The organism is Exiguobacterium sp. HSB13, assembly GCF_056764755.1.
This window is the reverse complement of the sequence record NZ_JBUZOM010000001.1, coordinates 1267521-1285923: the sequence shown is the minus strand read 5'-3', so window position 1 is coordinate 1285923 and position 18403 is coordinate 1267521. Positions and strand designations below refer to the sequence as shown.

16 protein-coding genes are annotated in these 18403 nt (G+C 48.6%); all 16 read left to right on the top strand.

Going from position 1 to position 18403, the window contains the following annotated elements; all coding sequences use genetic code 11:
- The first annotated feature begins 46 nt into the window (after positions 1-46).
- Positions 47-766, top strand: a complete 720-nt coding sequence (gene pyrH, locus ACZGCQ_RS06970; RefSeq protein WP_029342047.1) for a UMP kinase — start codon at positions 47-49, stop codon at positions 764-766.
- A gap of 1 nt (position 767) precedes the next feature.
- Entirely contained in the window at positions 768-1325 is a 558-nt protein-coding gene (gene frr, locus ACZGCQ_RS06965; protein WP_058704863.1) for a ribosome recycling factor, read from the top strand.
- A gap of 79 nt (positions 1326-1404) precedes the next feature.
- Entirely contained in the window at positions 1405-2145 is a 741-nt protein-coding gene (locus tag ACZGCQ_RS06960) for an isoprenyl transferase (protein WP_481265936.1), read from the top strand.
- A 19-nt stretch (positions 2146-2164) separates the two neighbouring features.
- Entirely contained in the window at positions 2165-2965 is an 801-nt protein-coding gene (locus ACZGCQ_RS06955; protein WP_023468689.1) for a phosphatidate cytidylyltransferase, read from the top strand.
- A gap of 14 nt (positions 2966-2979) precedes the next feature.
- Positions 2980-4134, top strand: coding sequence for a 1-deoxy-D-xylulose-5-phosphate reductoisomerase (locus ACZGCQ_RS06950; protein ID WP_481265935.1), 1155 nt, complete (start codon positions 2980-2982; stop codon positions 4132-4134).
- Positions 4135-4148: 14 nt separating this feature from the next.
- A complete protein-coding gene (rseP, locus tag ACZGCQ_RS06945) occupies positions 4149-5390 on the top strand; it encodes an RIP metalloprotease RseP (protein ID WP_214727217.1) in 1242 nt (413 codons plus the stop codon).
- Between the two features lie 34 nt (positions 5391-5424).
- Positions 5425-7125, top strand: coding sequence for a proline--tRNA ligase (locus ACZGCQ_RS06940; RefSeq protein ID WP_481265934.1), 1701 nt, complete (start codon positions 5425-5427; stop codon positions 7123-7125).
- Positions 7126-7254: 129 nt separating this feature from the next.
- Positions 7255-11544: a PolC-type DNA polymerase III gene (locus tag ACZGCQ_RS06935; protein WP_481265933.1), complete on the top strand. Its 4290-nt coding sequence runs from the start codon at positions 7255-7257 to the stop codon at positions 11542-11544.
- 129 nt (positions 11545-11673) lie between these two features.
- Positions 11674-12141, top strand: coding sequence for a ribosome maturation factor RimP (gene rimP / locus ACZGCQ_RS06930; protein ID WP_023468684.1), 468 nt, complete (start codon positions 11674-11676; stop codon positions 12139-12141).
- Between the two features lie 17 nt (positions 12142-12158).
- Positions 12159-13268, top strand: a complete 1110-nt coding sequence (nusA, locus tag ACZGCQ_RS06925) for a transcription termination factor NusA (RefSeq protein ID WP_023468683.1) — start codon at positions 12159-12161, stop codon at positions 13266-13268.
- Between the two features lie 3 nt (positions 13269-13271).
- Positions 13272-13541, top strand: a complete 270-nt coding sequence (rnpM, locus tag ACZGCQ_RS06920) for an RNase P modulator RnpM (protein ID WP_023468682.1) — start codon at positions 13272-13274, stop codon at positions 13539-13541.
- Positions 13534-13836 carry a YlxQ family RNA-binding protein gene (locus ACZGCQ_RS06915; RefSeq protein ID WP_023468681.1) on the top strand — a complete coding sequence of 101 codons (303 nt, stop codon included), beginning with the start codon at positions 13534-13536 and terminating at the stop codon, positions 13834-13836. Before rnpM ends, ACZGCQ_RS06915 begins: the two co-directional genes overlap by 8 nt.
- 15 nt (positions 13837-13851) lie before the next feature.
- A complete protein-coding gene (infB, locus tag ACZGCQ_RS06910; RefSeq protein ID WP_481265932.1) occupies positions 13852-16023 on the top strand; it encodes a translation initiation factor IF-2 in 2172 nt (723 codons plus the stop codon).
- A 39-nt stretch (positions 16024-16062) separates the two neighbouring features.
- Positions 16063-16404, top strand: coding sequence for a 30S ribosome-binding factor RbfA (rbfA, locus tag ACZGCQ_RS06905; protein ID WP_023468679.1), 342 nt, complete (start codon positions 16063-16065; stop codon positions 16402-16404).
- A gap of 51 nt (positions 16405-16455) precedes the next feature.
- Positions 16456-17364, top strand: a complete 909-nt coding sequence (truB, locus tag ACZGCQ_RS06900; RefSeq protein WP_481265931.1) for a tRNA pseudouridine(55) synthase TruB — start codon at positions 16456-16458, stop codon at positions 17362-17364.
- Between the two features lie 16 nt (positions 17365-17380).
- Positions 17381-18310, top strand: a complete 930-nt coding sequence (locus tag ACZGCQ_RS06895; protein ID WP_481265930.1) for a bifunctional riboflavin kinase/FAD synthetase — start codon at positions 17381-17383, stop codon at positions 18308-18310.
- The last annotated feature ends 93 nt before the right edge of the window (positions 18311-18403 follow it).

The following is an 18403-nucleotide window of genomic DNA, read 5'->3' as shown; positions in this document are numbered from 1 at the left end:
TGGTTCGTGTTCCTTTTTTACGGAATTTAGCAAGGGGGACATAGTCATGCAACCGAAATATAACCGGATTGTGTTAAAATTGAGCGGAGAAGCGCTCGCAGGAGATCAAGGGTTTGGGATCAATCCTGTCATCGTCAAATCTATCTCGGAACAGATTCGCGAATTAGTTGAATTGAACGTTGAAGTAGCGGTCGTCGTCGGAGCTGGAAACATTTGGCGTGGCAAAACAGGTGCAGAACTTGGGATGGACCGGGCCAACGCCGATTATATGGGGATGTTAGCGACAGTCATGAACTCGCTTGCGCTTCAAGACAGCTTAGAAGATGTAGGTGTTGAAACACGTGTTCAAACATCAATCGAGATGCGCCAAGTAGCAGAACCGTACATTCGCCGCCGTGCGATGCGTCACCTCGAAAAAGGACGCGTCGTCATCTTTGCAGCAGGTACAGGGAACCCGTACTTCTCGACAGATACGACAGCTGCTCTTCGTGCAGCTGAAATTGAAGCAGAGGTCATCTTGATGGCGAAAAACAACGTCGATGGTGTCTACTCAGCTGACCCGAATGTTGATCCAGAAGCGAAGAAATTCGAGACGCTCTCTTACTTGGATGTCTTAAAGGATGGACTTCAAGTCATGGATTCTACAGCAACTTCACTTTGTATGGACAATGACATCCCGCTCATCGTCTTCTCGTTGATGGAAGAAGGTAACATCAAACGTGTCGTCATCGGTGACGAAATCGGGACAATCGTAAGGGGGAAATAATATGTCAAAAGAAATTTTAAAACAAGCCGAAGAACGGATGGAAAAAGCACATCTTTCACTTAAGAAAGAACTTGCGACACTCCGCGCCGGTCGTGCGAACGTTGCGATTTTAGATCCCGTTCAAGTCGAATACTACGGTGCACCGACACCGCTCAATCAAGTAGCGAACGTCAACACACCAGAAGCACGTCTGATCTTGATCACTCCATGGGATAAATCAATGGTCAGCGAGATTGAAAAAGCGATTCAACGTGCTGATCTTGGTCTTGCGCCATCATCTGATGGTACGGTCATCCGTCTTGCGATTCCACCACTAACGGAAGAGCGCCGGAAGGAACTCGTCAAACTCGTCAAGAAGTATACGGAAGAAGGTAAGGTTGCCCTCCGTAACATTCGTCGTGATACGAACGAGCAGTTAAAGAAACAAGAAAAAGATGGTGCATTGACAGAAGATGATTTGCGTGGATATACAGAAGATGTTCAAACGTTGACAGACAAGTTCGTTAAACAACTTGATCAGACAGCAACGGAAAAAGAACAAGAAATCATGGAAGTATGACGCGACGGATCGTCATGGGGGGGACTCTTTGTCACACGAAGAGTCCCTTTCTTCATAATTGAGAGAGGAGGAAGTACGGATGTTTCAATGGTTGAATCAGACGAAAGAAACCGAAACCTATGACCGGGTGCCTGAGCACGTCGCTATCATCATGGATGGAAACGGTAGATGGGCACAAAAACGCGGACTTCCGCGTATCATGGGACATCGCGAAGGCATGAAATCGATTCGTGAGGTCGTTCGGGTTGCAAATGAACTCGGCGTTAAGAGTCTGACATTATACGCCTTCTCGACGGAGAATTGGACGCGTCCGGAAGAAGAAGTGAGTTTTCTCATGAAGCTACCGGCACAATTTTTAGAGTCGGATTTAAAAGAGTTAGACGCGCAAAATGTCAAAGTCGAGGTAGCAGGAGAAGTGTCACGCCTCCCTCATTTCACACGTGAGGCAGTGGAACAAGCGAAACTGGATACGCAACACAATACAGGACTTCGTCTGATTTTCGCTCTGAATTATGGAGGACGCGATGAGCTCGTACAAGTCATGCAAAAACTGGGCGCACAGGTTCAGGCAGGAACATTGTCACCAGATGCGATTACACCGGAGACGATCGAGCGCGAGCTAATGACAGGATCCGTAACCGATGTCGATTTCGTGATTCGAACGAGTGGCGAACAACGGTTATCGAACTTCTTACTTTGGCAAGCGGCGTACGCAGAGTTTTATTTTACAGATGTCTTGTGGCCAGAGTTTCGTCGGGATGCTTTCTTGGAAGCAATTGAAGATTACAATCAACGGACACGCCGATTTGGCGGCGTCTGATTAAATGAGGAACTAGCTTATGAAAACTCGGATTATCACAGGGATATGGGCAGGCGCCATCTTTTTGGCGCTTTTGTACATCGGTGGACTTCCCTTTTTAGCGTTTATGGCAGTACTAACGATTCTCGGTTATACCGAGCTTGTCCGGATGCGACAATGGAGCGGCTCACGGATTCCACGGATTTTATTCGGGATCGGCACATTATTACCATTCGTCGGTATCTATGAAGAGGCAGTCGATCGGACACTCCCAATCGGACTTTCACCAATCGCTTGGGCAATGATCATTTTATTGATCGGTCTCTTTTGGAACGTGTTTTCGAAAAATGTCTTTACGTTCGATGATGTCGCCTTTTTACTGCTGACTGCGGTTTATGTTGGTGTCGGTTTTGCATCGTTCGCCTATATCCGTTTACTCGAACATGGATTAACGTGGTCGCTCTTGATCATTCTCTTGATCTGGTTTACGGATTCAGGGGCGTACTTCGTCGGGAAGCGATTTGGTAAGAATAAACTGTGGCCGTCAATCAGCCCGAACAAGACGATTGAAGGGGCGGTCGGTGGCGTGTTACTTGCCATCTTACTCGGTGTCGTGTTCGAAAGTATCGAACCGACAGTCGGTTTTGGGAAAGTCATTGTCCTTGCCATCATCGTTGCCGTTGTTGGGCAACTTGGTGACTTGGTCCAGTCCGCTTACAAACGCCATTATGGTGTGAAGGATTCTGGAACGTTACTACCGGGTCATGGTGGTATTCTTGATCGGTTCGACAGCATGATGATCGTCTTTACGGTCCTCGTCGTACTCGATATCTTTGCTTGAGGAGGCGCTTCATTATGAAGAAAATCAGTATCATCGGTGGAACGGGATCGATTGGTACGCAGACGCTTGATGTCATTGCGGCTAATCCAGATCTTTTTGAATTGACGAGTTTTGCATTTGGTCGCAACACGACGGTTGCTGTACCGTGGTTGAATCGTTTGCAACCGATGCTTGTCGGAGTCCAAGATGAGGAAACACGTCAAGAACTCGAGCAACTGTTGACTTATCAGCCAACAATCGTCATCGGTGAAGAAGGATTGCTTGATATCGTGACGCATCCTGATGTTGATACGGTCATTACAGCGGTCGTAGGAGCTGTTGGCTTACGTCCAACGCTTGCCGCGATTGAGGCAGGTAAGACGATTGGTCTTGCGAATAAGGAGACACTCGTTACGGCAGGTCATCTCGTCATGAAGCTCGCGCGTGAAAAAAACGTGACGATTTTACCCGTCGATAGTGAGCATGCGGCGATTTTCCAATGTTTGAACGGTGAGCGGCGAGAAGATGTGCGTCAAATCATCTTGACGGCGTCAGGCGGAAGCTTCCGTGATCAATCACGTGAAGAACTGGCAGACGTGACGGTCGAACAAGCCCTTGCGCATCCGAACTGGTCGATGGGAGCAAAAATCACGATTGATTCCGCAACGATGATGAACAAAGGATTCGAAGTCATTGAAGCGCACTGGTTATTTGATGTCGACTATGCGGACATCGATGTCGTCATTCATCGTGAATCCATCATTCACTCGATGGTCGAATTCAACGATGGAGCTGTCATGGCTCAGCTTGGTATGCCTGACATGCGAGAACCGATTCAGTACGCTCTTACATATCCGTCCCGCCTTGAAATCCAAGGGGGAGAACGGTTAAACTTAAAGGAAATCGGACGCTTACACTTTGCTGATGCATCATTTGATCGTTATCCCTTGTTACGACTTGCTTTTGAAGCGGGTCAAGCCGGTGGGTCGATGCCATCAGTACTCAATGCTGCGAACGAACAAGCGGTGGACCGTTTCTTAAAAGGGGACATTCGCTTTTTAGAAATCGAAGCGAGCGTCGAGGCGGCGCTTCAAGCTCATGAGCTTATCGACGAGCCTTCTTTGGATCAAATCCTTGAAGCTGATCGATGGGCGCGTGAGTTCGTATCGTCTCTTACATTCGCTAACTAAGGATGGGATAAGTAATGACGACCTTTATTTCAATCGTGCTGATGTTCGGTGTACTCGTCGCCGTCCATGAATGGGGTCATCTCGTAATGGCGAAGCGGGCAGGTATTCTCTGTCGGGAATTCGCGATTGGATTTGGACCGAAGATCTTTTCAGTGTTTAAGAATGAGACGTTGTATACGGTGCGTCTGTTGCCGATTGGCGGTTACGTCAAGATGGCGGGTGAAGAGCCGGAACTCGTTGAGATCAAATCAGGTCAAACTGTTGGATTACAGTTAAAGGACGGCGTCATCGAGACGATTTATTTCGATGCGGATCAGCCACAAGTCGATCAAGTCGTTACTGTCGAGCGGATTGACTTGTTGCGTCAACTCGAACTCGTTGGATTACAAGACGAGACATCGGTTCGCTATCCGGTTTCACCGACAGCATTTCTCGTCGAAGGTCAGACACGGACACAAATTGCGCCGTATGACCGCACATTCGGTTCGAAATCCGTATGGAAACGCGTCCTTGCGATCGCTGCAGGACCGTTCATGAACTTTGTCCTCGCGTTTGTCATTTTATTCGGTCTTGCCTTATATAATGGCTCTCCAACGGGAGAAAGCGTCATCGGAACAGTACAAAAAGGTTCACCTGCCGATCAAGCAGGACTTGTTGAAGGTGACCGGATTGTCTCGGTCAACGGACAGGATACAGCCAAATGGACTGATTTACGTGCTGGATTCCAAGACCGCGCTGGGAAAGCAACAGAAGTGAAATATGAGCGTGATGGGAAAGAGACGACAACTGAAATCACGCCTAAAGTGCAACAACAAGGAGAACAGAAGGTCGGCATCATCGGTGTTACGAATGAGACAGAAAAATCATTCGGAACAGCACTACAAACCGGTGTCTCTGAGACATGGCGGATGTCGACGCTTATCGTTGGTGCCGTCGGAGATCTCGTGACTGGTGTCGTTGGCGTCGATCAATTATCAGGACCAGTCGGGATCGTCAAGATGACCGATCAGGTCGCAGATAGCGGGTTCTCGATGCTATTGACATGGACAGCATTGTTGTCCGTTAACTTAGCAGTCTTCAACTTGTTGCCACTTCCGGCACTTGACGGAGGGCGACTGCTGTTCCTCTTCCTTGAAGCCTTACGCGGTAAACCGGTCGACCCTCAAAAAGAAGGATTGGTTCACTTCGTCGGTTTTGCGCTTTTAATGCTACTCATGCTCGTCGTCACTTGGAACGACATTCAAAAATTCTTTTAATTAATCACTCAGTCAAAGGAGTTCGTGACTCATTATGAAACAATCAAAACTATTCATGCCAACGTTGCGTGAAGTACCATCTGATGCAGAAGCCATCAGTCACCAACTCTTGCTTCGTGCAGGATTCATGCGTCAAAATGCTGCTGGAATCTATTCGTATCTCCCACTCGCAAAACGAGTTCTCGCAAACATCGAGACAATCATCCGCGAGGAATTAGAAGCAGCGGGTGCGCAAGAATTACTGATGCCAGCGATTCAACCGGCTGAACTATGGGAAGAAACAGGGCGATGGGATATTTATGGACCTGAATTGATGCGTTTGACGGATCGTCATGATCGCCGGTTCGCGCTCGGAGCGACGCACGAGGAACTGATCACTTCGATCGTTCGTGATGAATTGAACTCGTATAAAAAGTTACCGGTCAATCTCTTCCAGATTCAAATGAAGTACCGTGACGAACGTCGTCCACGTTTTGGTTTATTACGCGGTCGTGAGTTCATCATGAAAGATGCTTATTCGTTCCATTCGTCACAAGAGAGTTTAGACGAAGAGTATCAAAACATGTTTGATACGTATTCGCGGATTTTCACACGTGTTGGTCTTGAGTTCCGTCCAGTCGTCGCTGACTCAGGTGCGATTGGTGGTAGTGGAACACATGAGTTCCATGCGTTAGCAGCAATTGGTGAAGATACAATCGTCTATTCAGACCAGTCGGATTATGCAGCGAACTTAGAGATGGCAGAGTCAATCGATGCCTATCCGAAGCAAGACAAAGCACCAGAAGCGCTTGAAGAAGTGCATACGGCAGATGCGAAGACGATCGAAGCGGTCAGCGCACATCTGAACTTACCAGCTAACGAATCGATCAAGACTGTCATCTTCAAAACGGAACAAGGGCTTGTCATGGCACTCGTCCGGGGTGATCACGAAGTCAACGACATCAAGTTGAAAAACTACCTGGGTGCTCTCGACATCACGATGGCAAGCGACGAAGAGATTGAAGCAGCGCTTCACTCAACGCCTGGAACACTCGGACCGATCGGAGCAGACATGAAGATCGTCGCCGATTACGCGGTACGTGCCTTGACGAACGCTGTTTGTGGTGCGAACAAAGCGGAAACGCATTATATTCATGTCGACCCAAGCCGTGATTTCGAAGCCGACTATACGGATTTACGTTTCGTTGAAGAAGGTGACGCGTCACCAGACGGCAACGGCAACGTCAAATTCGCACGTGGTATCGAAGTCGGTCAAGTCTTCAAACTCGGCACACGTTACTCTGAAGGAATGGGAGCGACGTTCCTCGATGAAGGCGGTAAAGCGCAACCACTCATCATGGGTTGTTACGGCATCGGTGTCTCGCGGACATTGTCGGCAGTCGTCGAACAACATTACGATGAGCGTGGAATCATTTGGCCAAAAGCGATCGCACCATACGATGTCCATTTGATCGTCGTCAATGGTAAAAATGCGGAACAGCTTGAACTCGGAGAGACGCTATATCGTGAGTTGACAGCTGCAGGATTCAGCGTCTTACTTGACGACCGGAAAGAACGAGCAGGCGTCAAGTTCGCCGATGCTGATTTGATCGGTCTACCGGTTCGTTTGAACGTCGGGAAAAAAGCGGCAGAAGGAATCGTCGAATTAAAAGCCCGTCGTGGTGGCGATGCAGAAGAAATTGGACAAGAACAAGTCGTTGAGGCTGTTCGTTCACTCTATGAAGGTTTAGAATAAAGTATGGAGACGGTCACTTTTCATAAAGTGACTGTTTTCTTGTCTCACACCCATTCGCCCCTTGGGCAATCCGCAAGAGGAGGAGGAGTTGCTGTCACGGTGTGAAGCGATCAGACAGCACAATTGCGAGTGGATACACAACAACGCATGTCACTGTTACTCAGTGACTTGGAATTACCGAACGGTATCATTGAAGAATACTTTAACGAAGCAGTCCTTGAGAAGCTTCGCGTTAATAAAGCAAAAGCAACCTGGACATTTGAGATCCGCTTGCCACATGTTTTACCCCAAAACGTTTATCAACTCTTTACGAGTCGATTGACAAGCCGGTATCAGCAATTCGCCGAAGTCAAAATCATTCTACATGCGGATAGTCGACCAGACGAACGCATGTATCATGATTACTGGCCATATGTCGTACAAGATCTCGCGGATGTCTCATCCGCGATGCGGACACAACTCGGGCGTGTCTTACCAGAGTTCAAAGAACAGAAATTATTCATTCCGGTCCGAAGTGAACCGGAAGCAGGCTTCTTAAAAAGCAGCTTATGTGGTGAGTTACAGTTACTCTATAGTGCTTATGGATTCCCGAAATTCAACTGTGAACCGATTGTTCAAATCAACGAATCGAAACAAGAAGCGTTGCGCAATCAGGTGAAACAGGAAGACATGGAAGAAGCAAAACGAATGCTCGAGTTGCAATTCAAGCGGGAACAATCGCGAGATGACGATGAAGGACCGGTTGAGATCCGGATCGGGAAACCGATTCAAGATGAGATTGTCCCAATCAAGACAATCCAAGACGAGGAACGACGGATCGCGATTCGTGGTCTCGTTTTCTCAGCTGAAAGTCGTGAACTGCGAAGCGGAAAAACGATCTTTACGTTCAAGATGACGGACTATACGGACTCCCTCGTCGTCAAGATGTTTGCGCGTGACGAAACAGACGTCAAGATCCTCTCAGCGATCAAAAAAGGGATGTGGATTCAGGCGGCAGGTCGCGTTGAGTTCGATACATTCCTACGCGATCTCTGTATGATGATTGCCCAACTGTCAGAAGTGAAGATGGAAGCACCGGCTGACCCTTGGGCAGGCGAGAAGCGTGTCGAGTTACATGCGCACTCGCAAATGAGTCAGATGGACGCTGTCATGAACGTGACGAAATACGTCGAACGCGCAGCAAAATGGGGTCATCCTGCTGTTGCGATCACGGATCACGCTGGTGCCCAAAGTTTCCCGGATGCCTACTATGCCGGAAAGAAAAACGATATCAAGGTACTATACGGAATCGAAGCGAATGTCGTCGATGACGGGGTGCAAGTCGCCTATCATCCGGTGGAACGTAACTTAGATGACGCGACATTCGTCGTCTTTGACGTCGAGACGACTGGTTTATCGGCGATGTACAACAAAATCATTGAACTCGCAGCTGTCAAGATCCACGACGGTGATATCATCGATAAGTTCGAAGCATTCGCGGATCCGAAACACCTGTTGTCGGCGACGACGATTGATTTGACAGGGATCACCGATGATATGGTCCGCGGAAAACCAGACCCGGAACAAGTCGTCAAGGAGTTCATGGACTGGGTCGGCGACTCGATTCTCGTTGCCCATAATGCTTCGTTTGATATCGGATTCTTGAATGCGACACTCCGGTCTGGTGGACACGATGAATCGGTCTTGCCGGTCATTGATACACTTGAGCTAGCCCGTGTCTTGATGCCGACGCTAAAAAATCACCGATTGAACACACTCGCGAAACGATTTGATATCGAATTGACGCAACATCACCGCGCCATCTATGACGCGGAAGCGACGGGATATTTGATGGTCAAGTTGCTTCAAATGGCAGATGAGATGTTCGACATGAAGACACACGCCTCACTCAACCGGGAGATGGGGAAAGATATCTCGCGGGCACGACCATACCACGCGACGGTCTATGCGAAGAACCGGACGGGCTTGAAGAATTTGTACCAATTGATTTCGATTGCTCATACGAAACACGTGCACCGTGTCGTCCGCACACCGCGCTCGCAACTCGTCGCGCACCGGGATGGTTTGATCATCGGATCAGCTTGCGATAATGGCGAAGTGTTTGATGCCGCTTTGAACAAGTCAGACGAAGATTTAGCGAAAGTGATGCAGTTCTATGATTTCATCGAGATTCAGCCACCCGCGATGTATGGTCATTTGATCGAGCGGGAAATCGTTCAGAATGAACTCGAACTGCGCGAACTGATCAAAAAAATCATCCGTGTCGCGGAAGAACATGATATCTTACCAGTTGCGACAGGGAACGTGCATTACCTCGATCAACATGACGCCACGTACCGGGAGATTTTGATCCGGACGCAAGGTGGAGCGAACATGCTGAACATGCGAAAACAACTGCCACCGGCACACTTCCGGACGACGAAGGAAATGATGGATGACTTCAAGTTCCTCGGGCCAGATGTATCGGAACGTCTCGTCATCACGAACAGTCAAGCCGTCGCGGAACAGTTCGAGAACATCGACATCATTCCAAAAGATCTCTATACACCAAAGATCGAAGGGGCGGATGAAGAAGTTCGGAACTTGTCGTACGATATGGCGCACCGGATTTACGGCGATACGTTACCGGAAATCGTCGAAGCACGACTCGAAAAAGAGTTGAAGTCAATCATCGGTCACGGATTCGCCGTCATCTATCTGATTTCCCATAAACTCGTTAAAAAATCACTCGACGACGGCTATTTGGTCGGTTCACGGGGGTCGGTCGGATCAAGTCTCGTTGCGACGATGACCGAGATCACCGAAGTCAATCCCTTGCCGCCACACTATGTCTGTCCGAATTGTAAGGAATCGGAGTTCTTCGATGACGGTTCTGTCGGTTCGGGATTCGATTTACCGGATAAATACTGTTCGAAATGTGATATCCCGTTATTTAAAGACGGTCACGATATTCCGTTTGAAACGTTCCTTGGATTTAAAGGGGATAAAGTACCAGATATCGATTTGAACTTTAGTGGAGAATACCAACCGCAAGCACACGCCTATACGAAAGTCTTGTTCGGTGACGATTACGTCTACCGTGCCGGAACAATCGGAACGATTGCCGAGAAGACGGCGTATGGCTATGTCAAAGGGTATCAGTCGGAGAATGAGCTGACGTATCGGAATGCGGAAGTCGATCGTCTCGTCAGTGGTGTCACCGGCGTCAAACGAACGACTGGGCAACACCCAGGTGGGATCATCGTCGTACCGGACTATATGGATATTTATGATATTAGTCCGATTCAATATCCGGCAGATGATATGGGTTCTGAATGGAAGACGACACACTTTGACTTCCACTCGATTCACGATAACTTACTCAAACTCGATATCCTCGGTCACGATGACCCGACCATGATTCGGATGCTACAGGATTTATCAGGACGAGATCCGAAGACGATTCCGGTCGATGACCCGGAAGTCATGAAAATTTTCAGTTCGACGGAATCGATCGGCGTGACGCCGGAGCAAATCGATTCAAAAACGGGAACGCTCGGTATTCCCGAGTTTGGAACAAAGTTCGTCCGCCAAATGTTAGAAGAGACGAAACCGACGACGTTCTCGGAGCTCGTCCAGATTTCAGGACTCTCGCACGGAACGGATGTCTGGCTCGGAAACGCCAGCGAATTGATCTACAACGGAACATGTGAATTAAAAGACGTCATCGGTTGTCGAGATGACATCATGGTCTACTTGATCTATGCCGGTCTTGAACCGTCACTTGCTTTTAAAATCATGGAGTCGGTCCGAAAAGGGAAAGGACTCTCGATTGACATGGAAGAGGCGATGATCGAGAACGATGTGCCGCTCTGGTATATCGATTCTTGTAAGAAAATCAAGTACATGTTCCCGAAAGCCCATGCTGCTGCCTATGTCTTAATGGCTGTTCGGATCGCCTACTATAAAGTCCATCATCCAATGTATTACTACGCTTCGTACTTTACGGTACGTGCGGGTGACTTTGATATCGGTGCGATGAATAAAGGCTCTGCAGCCGTCCGGAAAGTCTTGCAAGACATCAAGGATAAAGGATTCGAGGCAACGGCGAAGGACAAGGGATTGTACACGGTTCTTGAAATCGCGCTTGAGATGATCGAACGGGGCTTCACGTTCCAAAAGGTCGATCTCTACCGCTCAAGTGCAACGGAATTCCTCATTGACGGGGATACGTTGTTACCACCGTTTAATGCCGTGACAGGTCTCGGGACGAATGCAGCGAAGCAGATCGTCGAAGCACGTAAAGGTGGCGAATTCCTCTCGAAGGAAGACCTCCAAAAACGTGCCAAATTATCGAAAACGATCATCGAGACGCTCGATAACCTAGGCTGTCTCGAAGGGTTACCGGACGAGAATCAGCTATCCTTGTTCGACTTGTAAGCCCTTAGGAACACTTGCTTTGAGCGCTTTCCTATGCTATATTGAGTGAGGAAATGTTTTTTATACTACGACTTGGAAGGAGTAGGGGGACCTGCTCCTTTCTTGTTTGTTTTTTGAAGGAGGATGAAGATGACGAACGTAACGGAAAAGGTCGAAGCGCTCGCAAAACCAATCGTCGAACGAGAGGGGATGGAGCTAGTCGACGTTGAATTCGTCAAAGAAGGGGCGGATTGGTTCCTACGTGTCTCCATCGACAAAGAGGGTGGCGTGGATCTTGAAGACTGCGTCAAAATCAATGAACAGTTATCGGAAGCATTGAATGACAATGATCCGATCGACGAGCCGTATTACCTCGACGTCGCTAGTCCAGGAGCGGAACGTCCACTGAAGAAAGACGAGGACTTCGAAAAGGCGATTGGGAAACATGTGTATATCAAAACGCACGATCCAGTAAAGAATGCGGTTGAATTCGAAGGAACGTTGCTCGCGTACACACCTGAGATGCTTGAAATCGAAGTGCGTGTCAAAACAAGAAAATTGAAAATTGAGATACCGGTCGACAAGATTTCACTTGCGCGACTTGCGGTAATGTTCTGACGGAAAGGAAGAGAACGATGGGACCACAGTTACTCGAGGCGATCAATCAAATCGCGAAAGAGAAGGAAATTGACAAGAACATCATCATCGATGCGCTCGAACAGGCATTGATTTCAGCGTACCGACGCAACTTCGGAAAAGAATCGGAGGCTGTAAAGGTCGAATTCGACCAGCAGACAGGAGACATCCGTGTCTTCGCACTCAAGGAAGTCGTCGAACGATTGACACAACCAGAAGAGCAACTTTCGCTTGAAGAAGCACACGAGATCGATCCGACATATGAACTCGGCGATTTCCATAAAGTCGAAGTGACGCCAGGCGACTTCGGTCGTGTTGCGGCACAAACGGCGAAGCAGATCGTCACTCAAAAAATGCGTGAAGCAGAACGTGAACGCATCTACAATCACTTCGCGGATCGTGAAGATGAGATCATGACAGGTATCGTTGAGCGTCAAGATGCACGCAACTTGTACGTCAACCTAGAAGGTATCGAAGCTGTCTTGACGACACACGAGCAAATGCCGAACGAGCGTTTCGGGATTCGTGATCGCATCAAGGTGTACGTCACGAAGGTTGATCCGATGGTCAAAGGATCAGGGGCATCGATTCTCGTATCACGGACACATCCAGGTCTCTTAAAACGTCTCTTCGAAATCGAAGTACCAGAGATTTCAAGTGGCGAAGTCGAAGTTAAGTCTGTGGCGCGTGAAGCGGGCGACCGTTCGAAAATCGCAGTCGCAGCGGACGACATCGATCCAGTCGGTGCATGTGTCGGGCAAAAAGGGGCACGTGTTCAACGCATCGTCAATGATTTGAACGGGGAAAAAATCGATATCGTCCGTTACTCGGATGATCCGAAAGAATATGTTGCGAATGCACTCAGCCCAGCTCAAGTCGTTGCGGTCTACGTCAACGAACCAGCGAAAGCGACGATTGTCGTCGTTCCGGATTTCCAATTGTCACTTGCAATCGGGAAACGTGGTCAAAACGCCCGTCTCGCAGCGAAGTTAACAGGATGGAAAATCGACATCAAGAGCGAGTCTGAAGCGGAAGCGATGGATCTCGAAGATGTCTTCGCGACGGAAGAGCCGGCAGTAGAAGCGGTCCAAGTCGAAGGCGAGGAATAATTCGTGCAAAAAAAGGTACCATTACGCAAGTGTGTCATCACACAAGAAATGAAGCCGAAAAAAGAATTAATTCGTGTCGTCCGAACACCTGAACAAGAGGTCGTCATCGATTTAAATGGTAAGATGAATGGGCGGGGTGCCTATTTATCGAAAGATGCGGCAGTCATTGCGACGGCGAAGAAAAAACGGACGCTTGATCATCATTTGAAGGTCAAGACGACAGATGCCTTATACGATGAATTGCTTGAAATCGCGGGAGGTACAAATGAGTAAATGGGAATCCCTTCTCGGTCTCGCGAATCGAGCTAGAAAAGTGACGACGGGAGAAGAACTCGTACTGAAAGAAGTACGAGGAGGACAAGCGAAGCTTGTTCTCTTAGCAGCAGATGCGGGGGCTGCCACGCGTAAGAAAGTCACAGATAAATGTACGAGTTATCAGGTTCCTTACCTAGAAGTCGCCGACCGGACGATTCTCGGTCAAGCATTAGGAAAGGATGCGCGTGTTGTCGTGTCAGTCAATGAAGCCGGATTTGCGAAAAAGCTAACTGAACTCCTCTCGAACGACTAATTGGAGGTGGATCCTTTGGGTAAACGTGTATACGAATTCGCCAAGGAACAAAACGTAACAAGTAAGCAGGTCATCACCCAGCTCGAAAAGCTGGAGAAACCAGTCAAGAATCATATGGCAGTATTAGATGAACAGACAGTACAGCAACTCGATCAAGTATTTAATCCCGAAAAATATCGGGCTCAAAAGACGGAGGCTCCAAAACAAGTGAAATCAGATAATAAACCGAACCGACCAGGAAGTACAAACAAACCAGCAGGTAACCAATCACGTAACAGCAAAGGTGGACGCCCAGAATTCGGCAACCGTAACAACCGTGGCGGCAAACGTCGTCCGAACCAAAAGAAAGCAGAACCGCGTAAACTCGAAGTAGCGGATCCGAACTCGAAGTCGAGTCAACGGAAAGCAGCTCGCCGGGCGCAAGAAGAGGCGATGGCAAACGTCGTTCAATACTCTGATAACTTGACAGTCGGTGAACTCGCTGAAAAAATGGCGAAAAAACCAAATGAATTGATCATGAAATTGATGGGTCTCGGTGTCATGGCGACAATCAACCAAGATCTTGATGACGAGACAGTCGAACTGCTCGCGACAGAGTTTGGTTTTGAAGTCGAAAAGACAGTCCAAGTCGATGAGACGGACTTTGATCAATATGAATTGAACCTTGACAAGTACGAATTGTCTGAGCGTCCACCGGTCGTTACGATCATGGGACACGTCGACCACGGTAAAACGACATTGCTCGACTCGATCCGTAACACGAAGGTCACTGCAGACGAAGCCGGCGGGATCACGCAGCACATCGGTGCTTACCAAGTTGAGATCGACGGCAAGAAGATCACGTTCCTCGATACACCAGGTCACGCGGCGTTCACGACGATGCGTGCACGTGGAGCAGATGTCACGGATATCGCGATTATCGTCGTTGCAGCCGATGACGGTGTCATGCCGCAGACGGAAGAAGCGATCAGCCACGCGAAAGCAGCTGGCGTTCCAATCATCGTCGCGGTCAACAAGATGGATAAAGAGGGTGCGAACCCTGACCGTGTCAAACAAGAATTGACAGAGTTCGAACTCGTTGCAGAAGACTGGGGCGGCGATACGATCTTCGTACCGGTTTCAGCTCTTAAAGGAGACGGCATCGACGAATTGCTCGAGATGATCCTTCTCGTTTCAGAAGTTCAAGAATACAAATCAACACCAGATATGAACGGTCGCGGAACAGTCATCGAGGCGAAACTCGATAAAGGACGCGGTCCAGTCGCTACACTTCTCGTTCAACACGGAACACTTCGTGTTGGTGACCCGATCGTCGTCGGTCACACGTTCGGTCGTATCCGGGCAATGGTCAACGATATCGGTCGTCGTGTCAAAGAAGTCGGACCATCGACGCCAATCGAAATCACAGGTTTAAACGATGTTCCGAAAGCGGGCGATCAATTCTTCGCATTCGAAGATGAGAAAAAAGCACGTCAAATCGGTGAAGCACGTTACCAACGTGAAATCGAAGCACAACGTCGCGATTCAGCGAAAGTTAGCTTAGAAGATCTCTTCGACCGCATCAAAGAAGGCGAAGTTAAGGACCTCAACATCATCATCAAAGGTGACGTTCAAGGTTCAGTTGAAGCCTTAGCCGGTTCATTGAAGAAAATTGATGTCGAAGGTGTTAAAATTAACATCGTACACTCAGGTGTTGGTGCGATCACAGAAGGTGACGTTATCCTCGCCTCAGCAGCAAATGCGATCATCATCGGATTCAACGTTCGTCCGGATGGTAACGCGAAATCAATGGCAGATCAGGAGAAAGTCGAAATTCGTCTTCACCGGATCATCTACAATGCGATTGAAGAAATCGAGCAAGCGATGAAAGGTCTCCTTGATCCTGAGTTCGTCGAGAAAATCATCGGTCAAGCTGAAGTCCGCGATGTCATCAAAGTATCGAAAGTCGGTACGATCGCAGGTGGATATGTCACGGAAGGTAAGTTAACGCGTGATGCAGGTGTCCGTGTCGTTCGTGATAGTATCGTCATCTACGAAGGAAAACTCGATACACTTCGCCGCTTCAAAGATGATGTCAAAGAAGTCGCTGCTGGTTACGAGTGTGGTATTAAGATCGAACGTTATGATGATGTGAAAGTTGATGATGTCATCGAAGCGTTCATTATGGAAGAAGTCAAACGGAAGTAACAGAACGGAATCCATTCTTCCGAACTGGAGGGAACAAACATGAGTTTACGCTCGAATCGTGTCGCCGAACAGGTGCGTAAGGAAATTACGCAACTGCTCATCAAAGATGTCAAGGATCCACGCGTCAAGCCGATTACCGTCACAGGTGTCGAAGTGACAGGAGACTTGCAACAAGCGACGATCTTCTATTCGGTCCTCGGTGACGAAAAAGCACGTGAGGATGCGCGCATCGGTCTTGAAAAATCAAAAGGCTTCATGCGTAAGGAAATCGGATCGCGGATTCGTCTACGGAAAACACCTGAACTGTTGTTCGAGGTCGATTCTTCTGTCGAATACGGATCACGCATTGATGAGTTGCTTCGGAATTTGAACAAAGATTAACACCTAAGGCAACCACGCGTGTGGTTGCCTTTTTTTCAAGGAGGACATCACGTGGAACCCATCGGAGTATTACCACTAGATAAACCAGCCGGAATGACCAGTCATGACTGTGTCTTTCGTCTACGTCGCTTGTTTCAGACGAAAAAAGTCGGGCATACAGGGACACTTGACCCGGAAGTAACAGGTGTCTTACCGATCTGTCTCGGTCGAGCGACGAAGCTTGCCCGGTTCATCACGGATGAAGGAAAACGTTACGCAGCGGAAGTGACGATAGGCTTCGCAACGACGACGGAAGATGCACACGGGGAGACGGTTCGTGAAACACCGGTCGAGCCCGGAAGTATTACTGAAGAGGCAATCGCTGATATTCTGAGCGCATTGACAGGGGAGATCGAGCAGACGCCACCGTATTATTCAGCAGTCAAAGTGAACGGGAAGAAACTATACGAATATGCACGAAAAGGCATTGAAGTCGAGCGACCGACACGGATCGTCCGTATCGATCGATTGGAACGGACATCGGACCTTGTGTTCGAAGATGGTCTTTGTCGCTTCCGCCTCGATATCGCCTGTGGAAAAGGGACGTATATCCGGACGCTAGCAGTCGAAATCGGAGAACGCCTCGGTTATGCCGCACACATGAGCGACTTACGTCGGACAGGTTCTGGTGCGATTGCTGAGACGGACACCGTTACACTCGAGACGCTCGAATCATACGAGACAGTCGAAGAACGGATGCAACACGTCCTACCGATCGAACACGTCATCCAAAAATGGCCACGATTGACGGTCGACGCAGTAACAGCGCAGCGTGTCTTGAACGGAGCAAAGCTGACAAGCATTCCAGTCGAATTCGAGCTGTTTACTGTCTATAATGAAGAAGACGTACCTTTAGCACTATATCGACGTCTTCCAGAAGAACAGGTAGCACGCGTCGAGGTCATGCTACAAATCGATTAAGATCGGAGAGAGCATCATGGACATCATACATTTGACATATCCGGAACAGCCTCAAAAAGCCCCTGCTGTCATCGCACTTGGCTTTTTTGACGGTGTACATCTCGGACATCAGCAAGTCATCGCAGCAGCACGGAAAGAAGCTGAGGCTCGTCGTCTGCCTTTGGCTGTCATGACCTTTGATCCACATCCGAAACAAGTACTTGGTAAAGGGGATGAACCGGTCCGCTACATCACGCCGCTTGAACGCAAACTAGAGAAAATCGAACGCCTTGGTGTCGATCGTGTTTATGTAATTGAGTTCACGATTCCTTTCTCGGAGTTGTCACCGCAAGCTTTCGTCGATGAATATCTGATTGCGTCTGGAGCAGAGCATGTCGTCGCTGGATTTGATTATTCCTACGGTCGCTTCGGAGCCGGCAAAATGACGACGCTCGATTTTCACAGTCGAGGAACGTTTACGCATACTGTCGTAGCAGAGTTTCAAGAAGAAGCAGAAAAAATTAGTTCGACCCGGATTCGTCGTTTACTCGCTGCAGGAGAAGTCGAACCGGCTGCACGTTTGCTTGGAGAACCCTACCAAATCAAAGGCACAGTCATTCATGGGGACGCTCGCGGTCGACAAATTGGCTTCCCGACAGCCAACATGCGTCCGGAATTCGCCTATGTCATACCGAAACTCGGTGTGTATGCGACATTCGTTCGCTTAGCGGACGGTCGTCGATTCAAGGCGATGACGAACGTCGGCAGACGCCCGACGTTCTATGAGACGGGAGAGGTTAGCATCGAGACACATCTTCTTGACTTTGATGAGGATCTTTATGGTCAAGAACTGACGCTTGAATGGATTGCTTACTTACGCGATGAAAAAGCCTTCAACGGTATCGATCAATTAAAAGAACAATTGGCACGGGACCGTGAAGAGGCAAATACACGATTAAGCGTTTGACAGTACGGACAGGGTTCGTTATGATAGGTCAGTACGATCACGTACAGCCGATTCACTTGGCATCTGGTCTCACCATCCGATGCTCGGGAATAC

Coding starts and splice junctions, on each gene's coding strand:
- pyrH (WP_029342047.1), top strand. CDS start 47: ATGCAACCGAAATATAACCGGATTGTGTTAAAATTGAGCGGAGAAGCG.
- frr (WP_058704863.1), top strand. CDS start 768: ATGTCAAAAGAAATTTTAAAACAAGCCGAAGAACGGATGGAAAAAGCA.
- ACZGCQ_RS06960 (WP_481265936.1), top strand. CDS start 1,405: ATGTTTCAATGGTTGAATCAGACGAAAGAAACCGAAACCTATGACCGG.
- ACZGCQ_RS06955 (WP_023468689.1), top strand. CDS start 2,165: ATGAAAACTCGGATTATCACAGGGATATGGGCAGGCGCCATCTTTTTG.
- ACZGCQ_RS06950 (WP_481265935.1), top strand. CDS start 2,980: ATGAAGAAAATCAGTATCATCGGTGGAACGGGATCGATTGGTACGCAG.
- rseP (WP_214727217.1), top strand. CDS start 4,149: ATGACGACCTTTATTTCAATCGTGCTGATGTTCGGTGTACTCGTCGCC.
- ACZGCQ_RS06940 (WP_481265934.1), top strand. CDS start 5,425: ATGAAACAATCAAAACTATTCATGCCAACGTTGCGTGAAGTACCATCT.
- rimP (WP_023468684.1), top strand. CDS start 11,674: ATGACGAACGTAACGGAAAAGGTCGAAGCGCTCGCAAAACCAATCGTC.
- nusA (WP_023468683.1), top strand. CDS start 12,159: ATGGGACCACAGTTACTCGAGGCGATCAATCAAATCGCGAAAGAGAAG.
- ACZGCQ_RS06915 (WP_023468681.1), top strand. CDS start 13,534: ATGAGTAAATGGGAATCCCTTCTCGGTCTCGCGAATCGAGCTAGAAAA.
- rbfA (WP_023468679.1), top strand. CDS start 16,063: ATGAGTTTACGCTCGAATCGTGTCGCCGAACAGGTGCGTAAGGAAATT.
- ACZGCQ_RS06895 (WP_481265930.1), top strand. CDS start 17,381: ATGGACATCATACATTTGACATATCCGGAACAGCCTCAAAAAGCCCCT.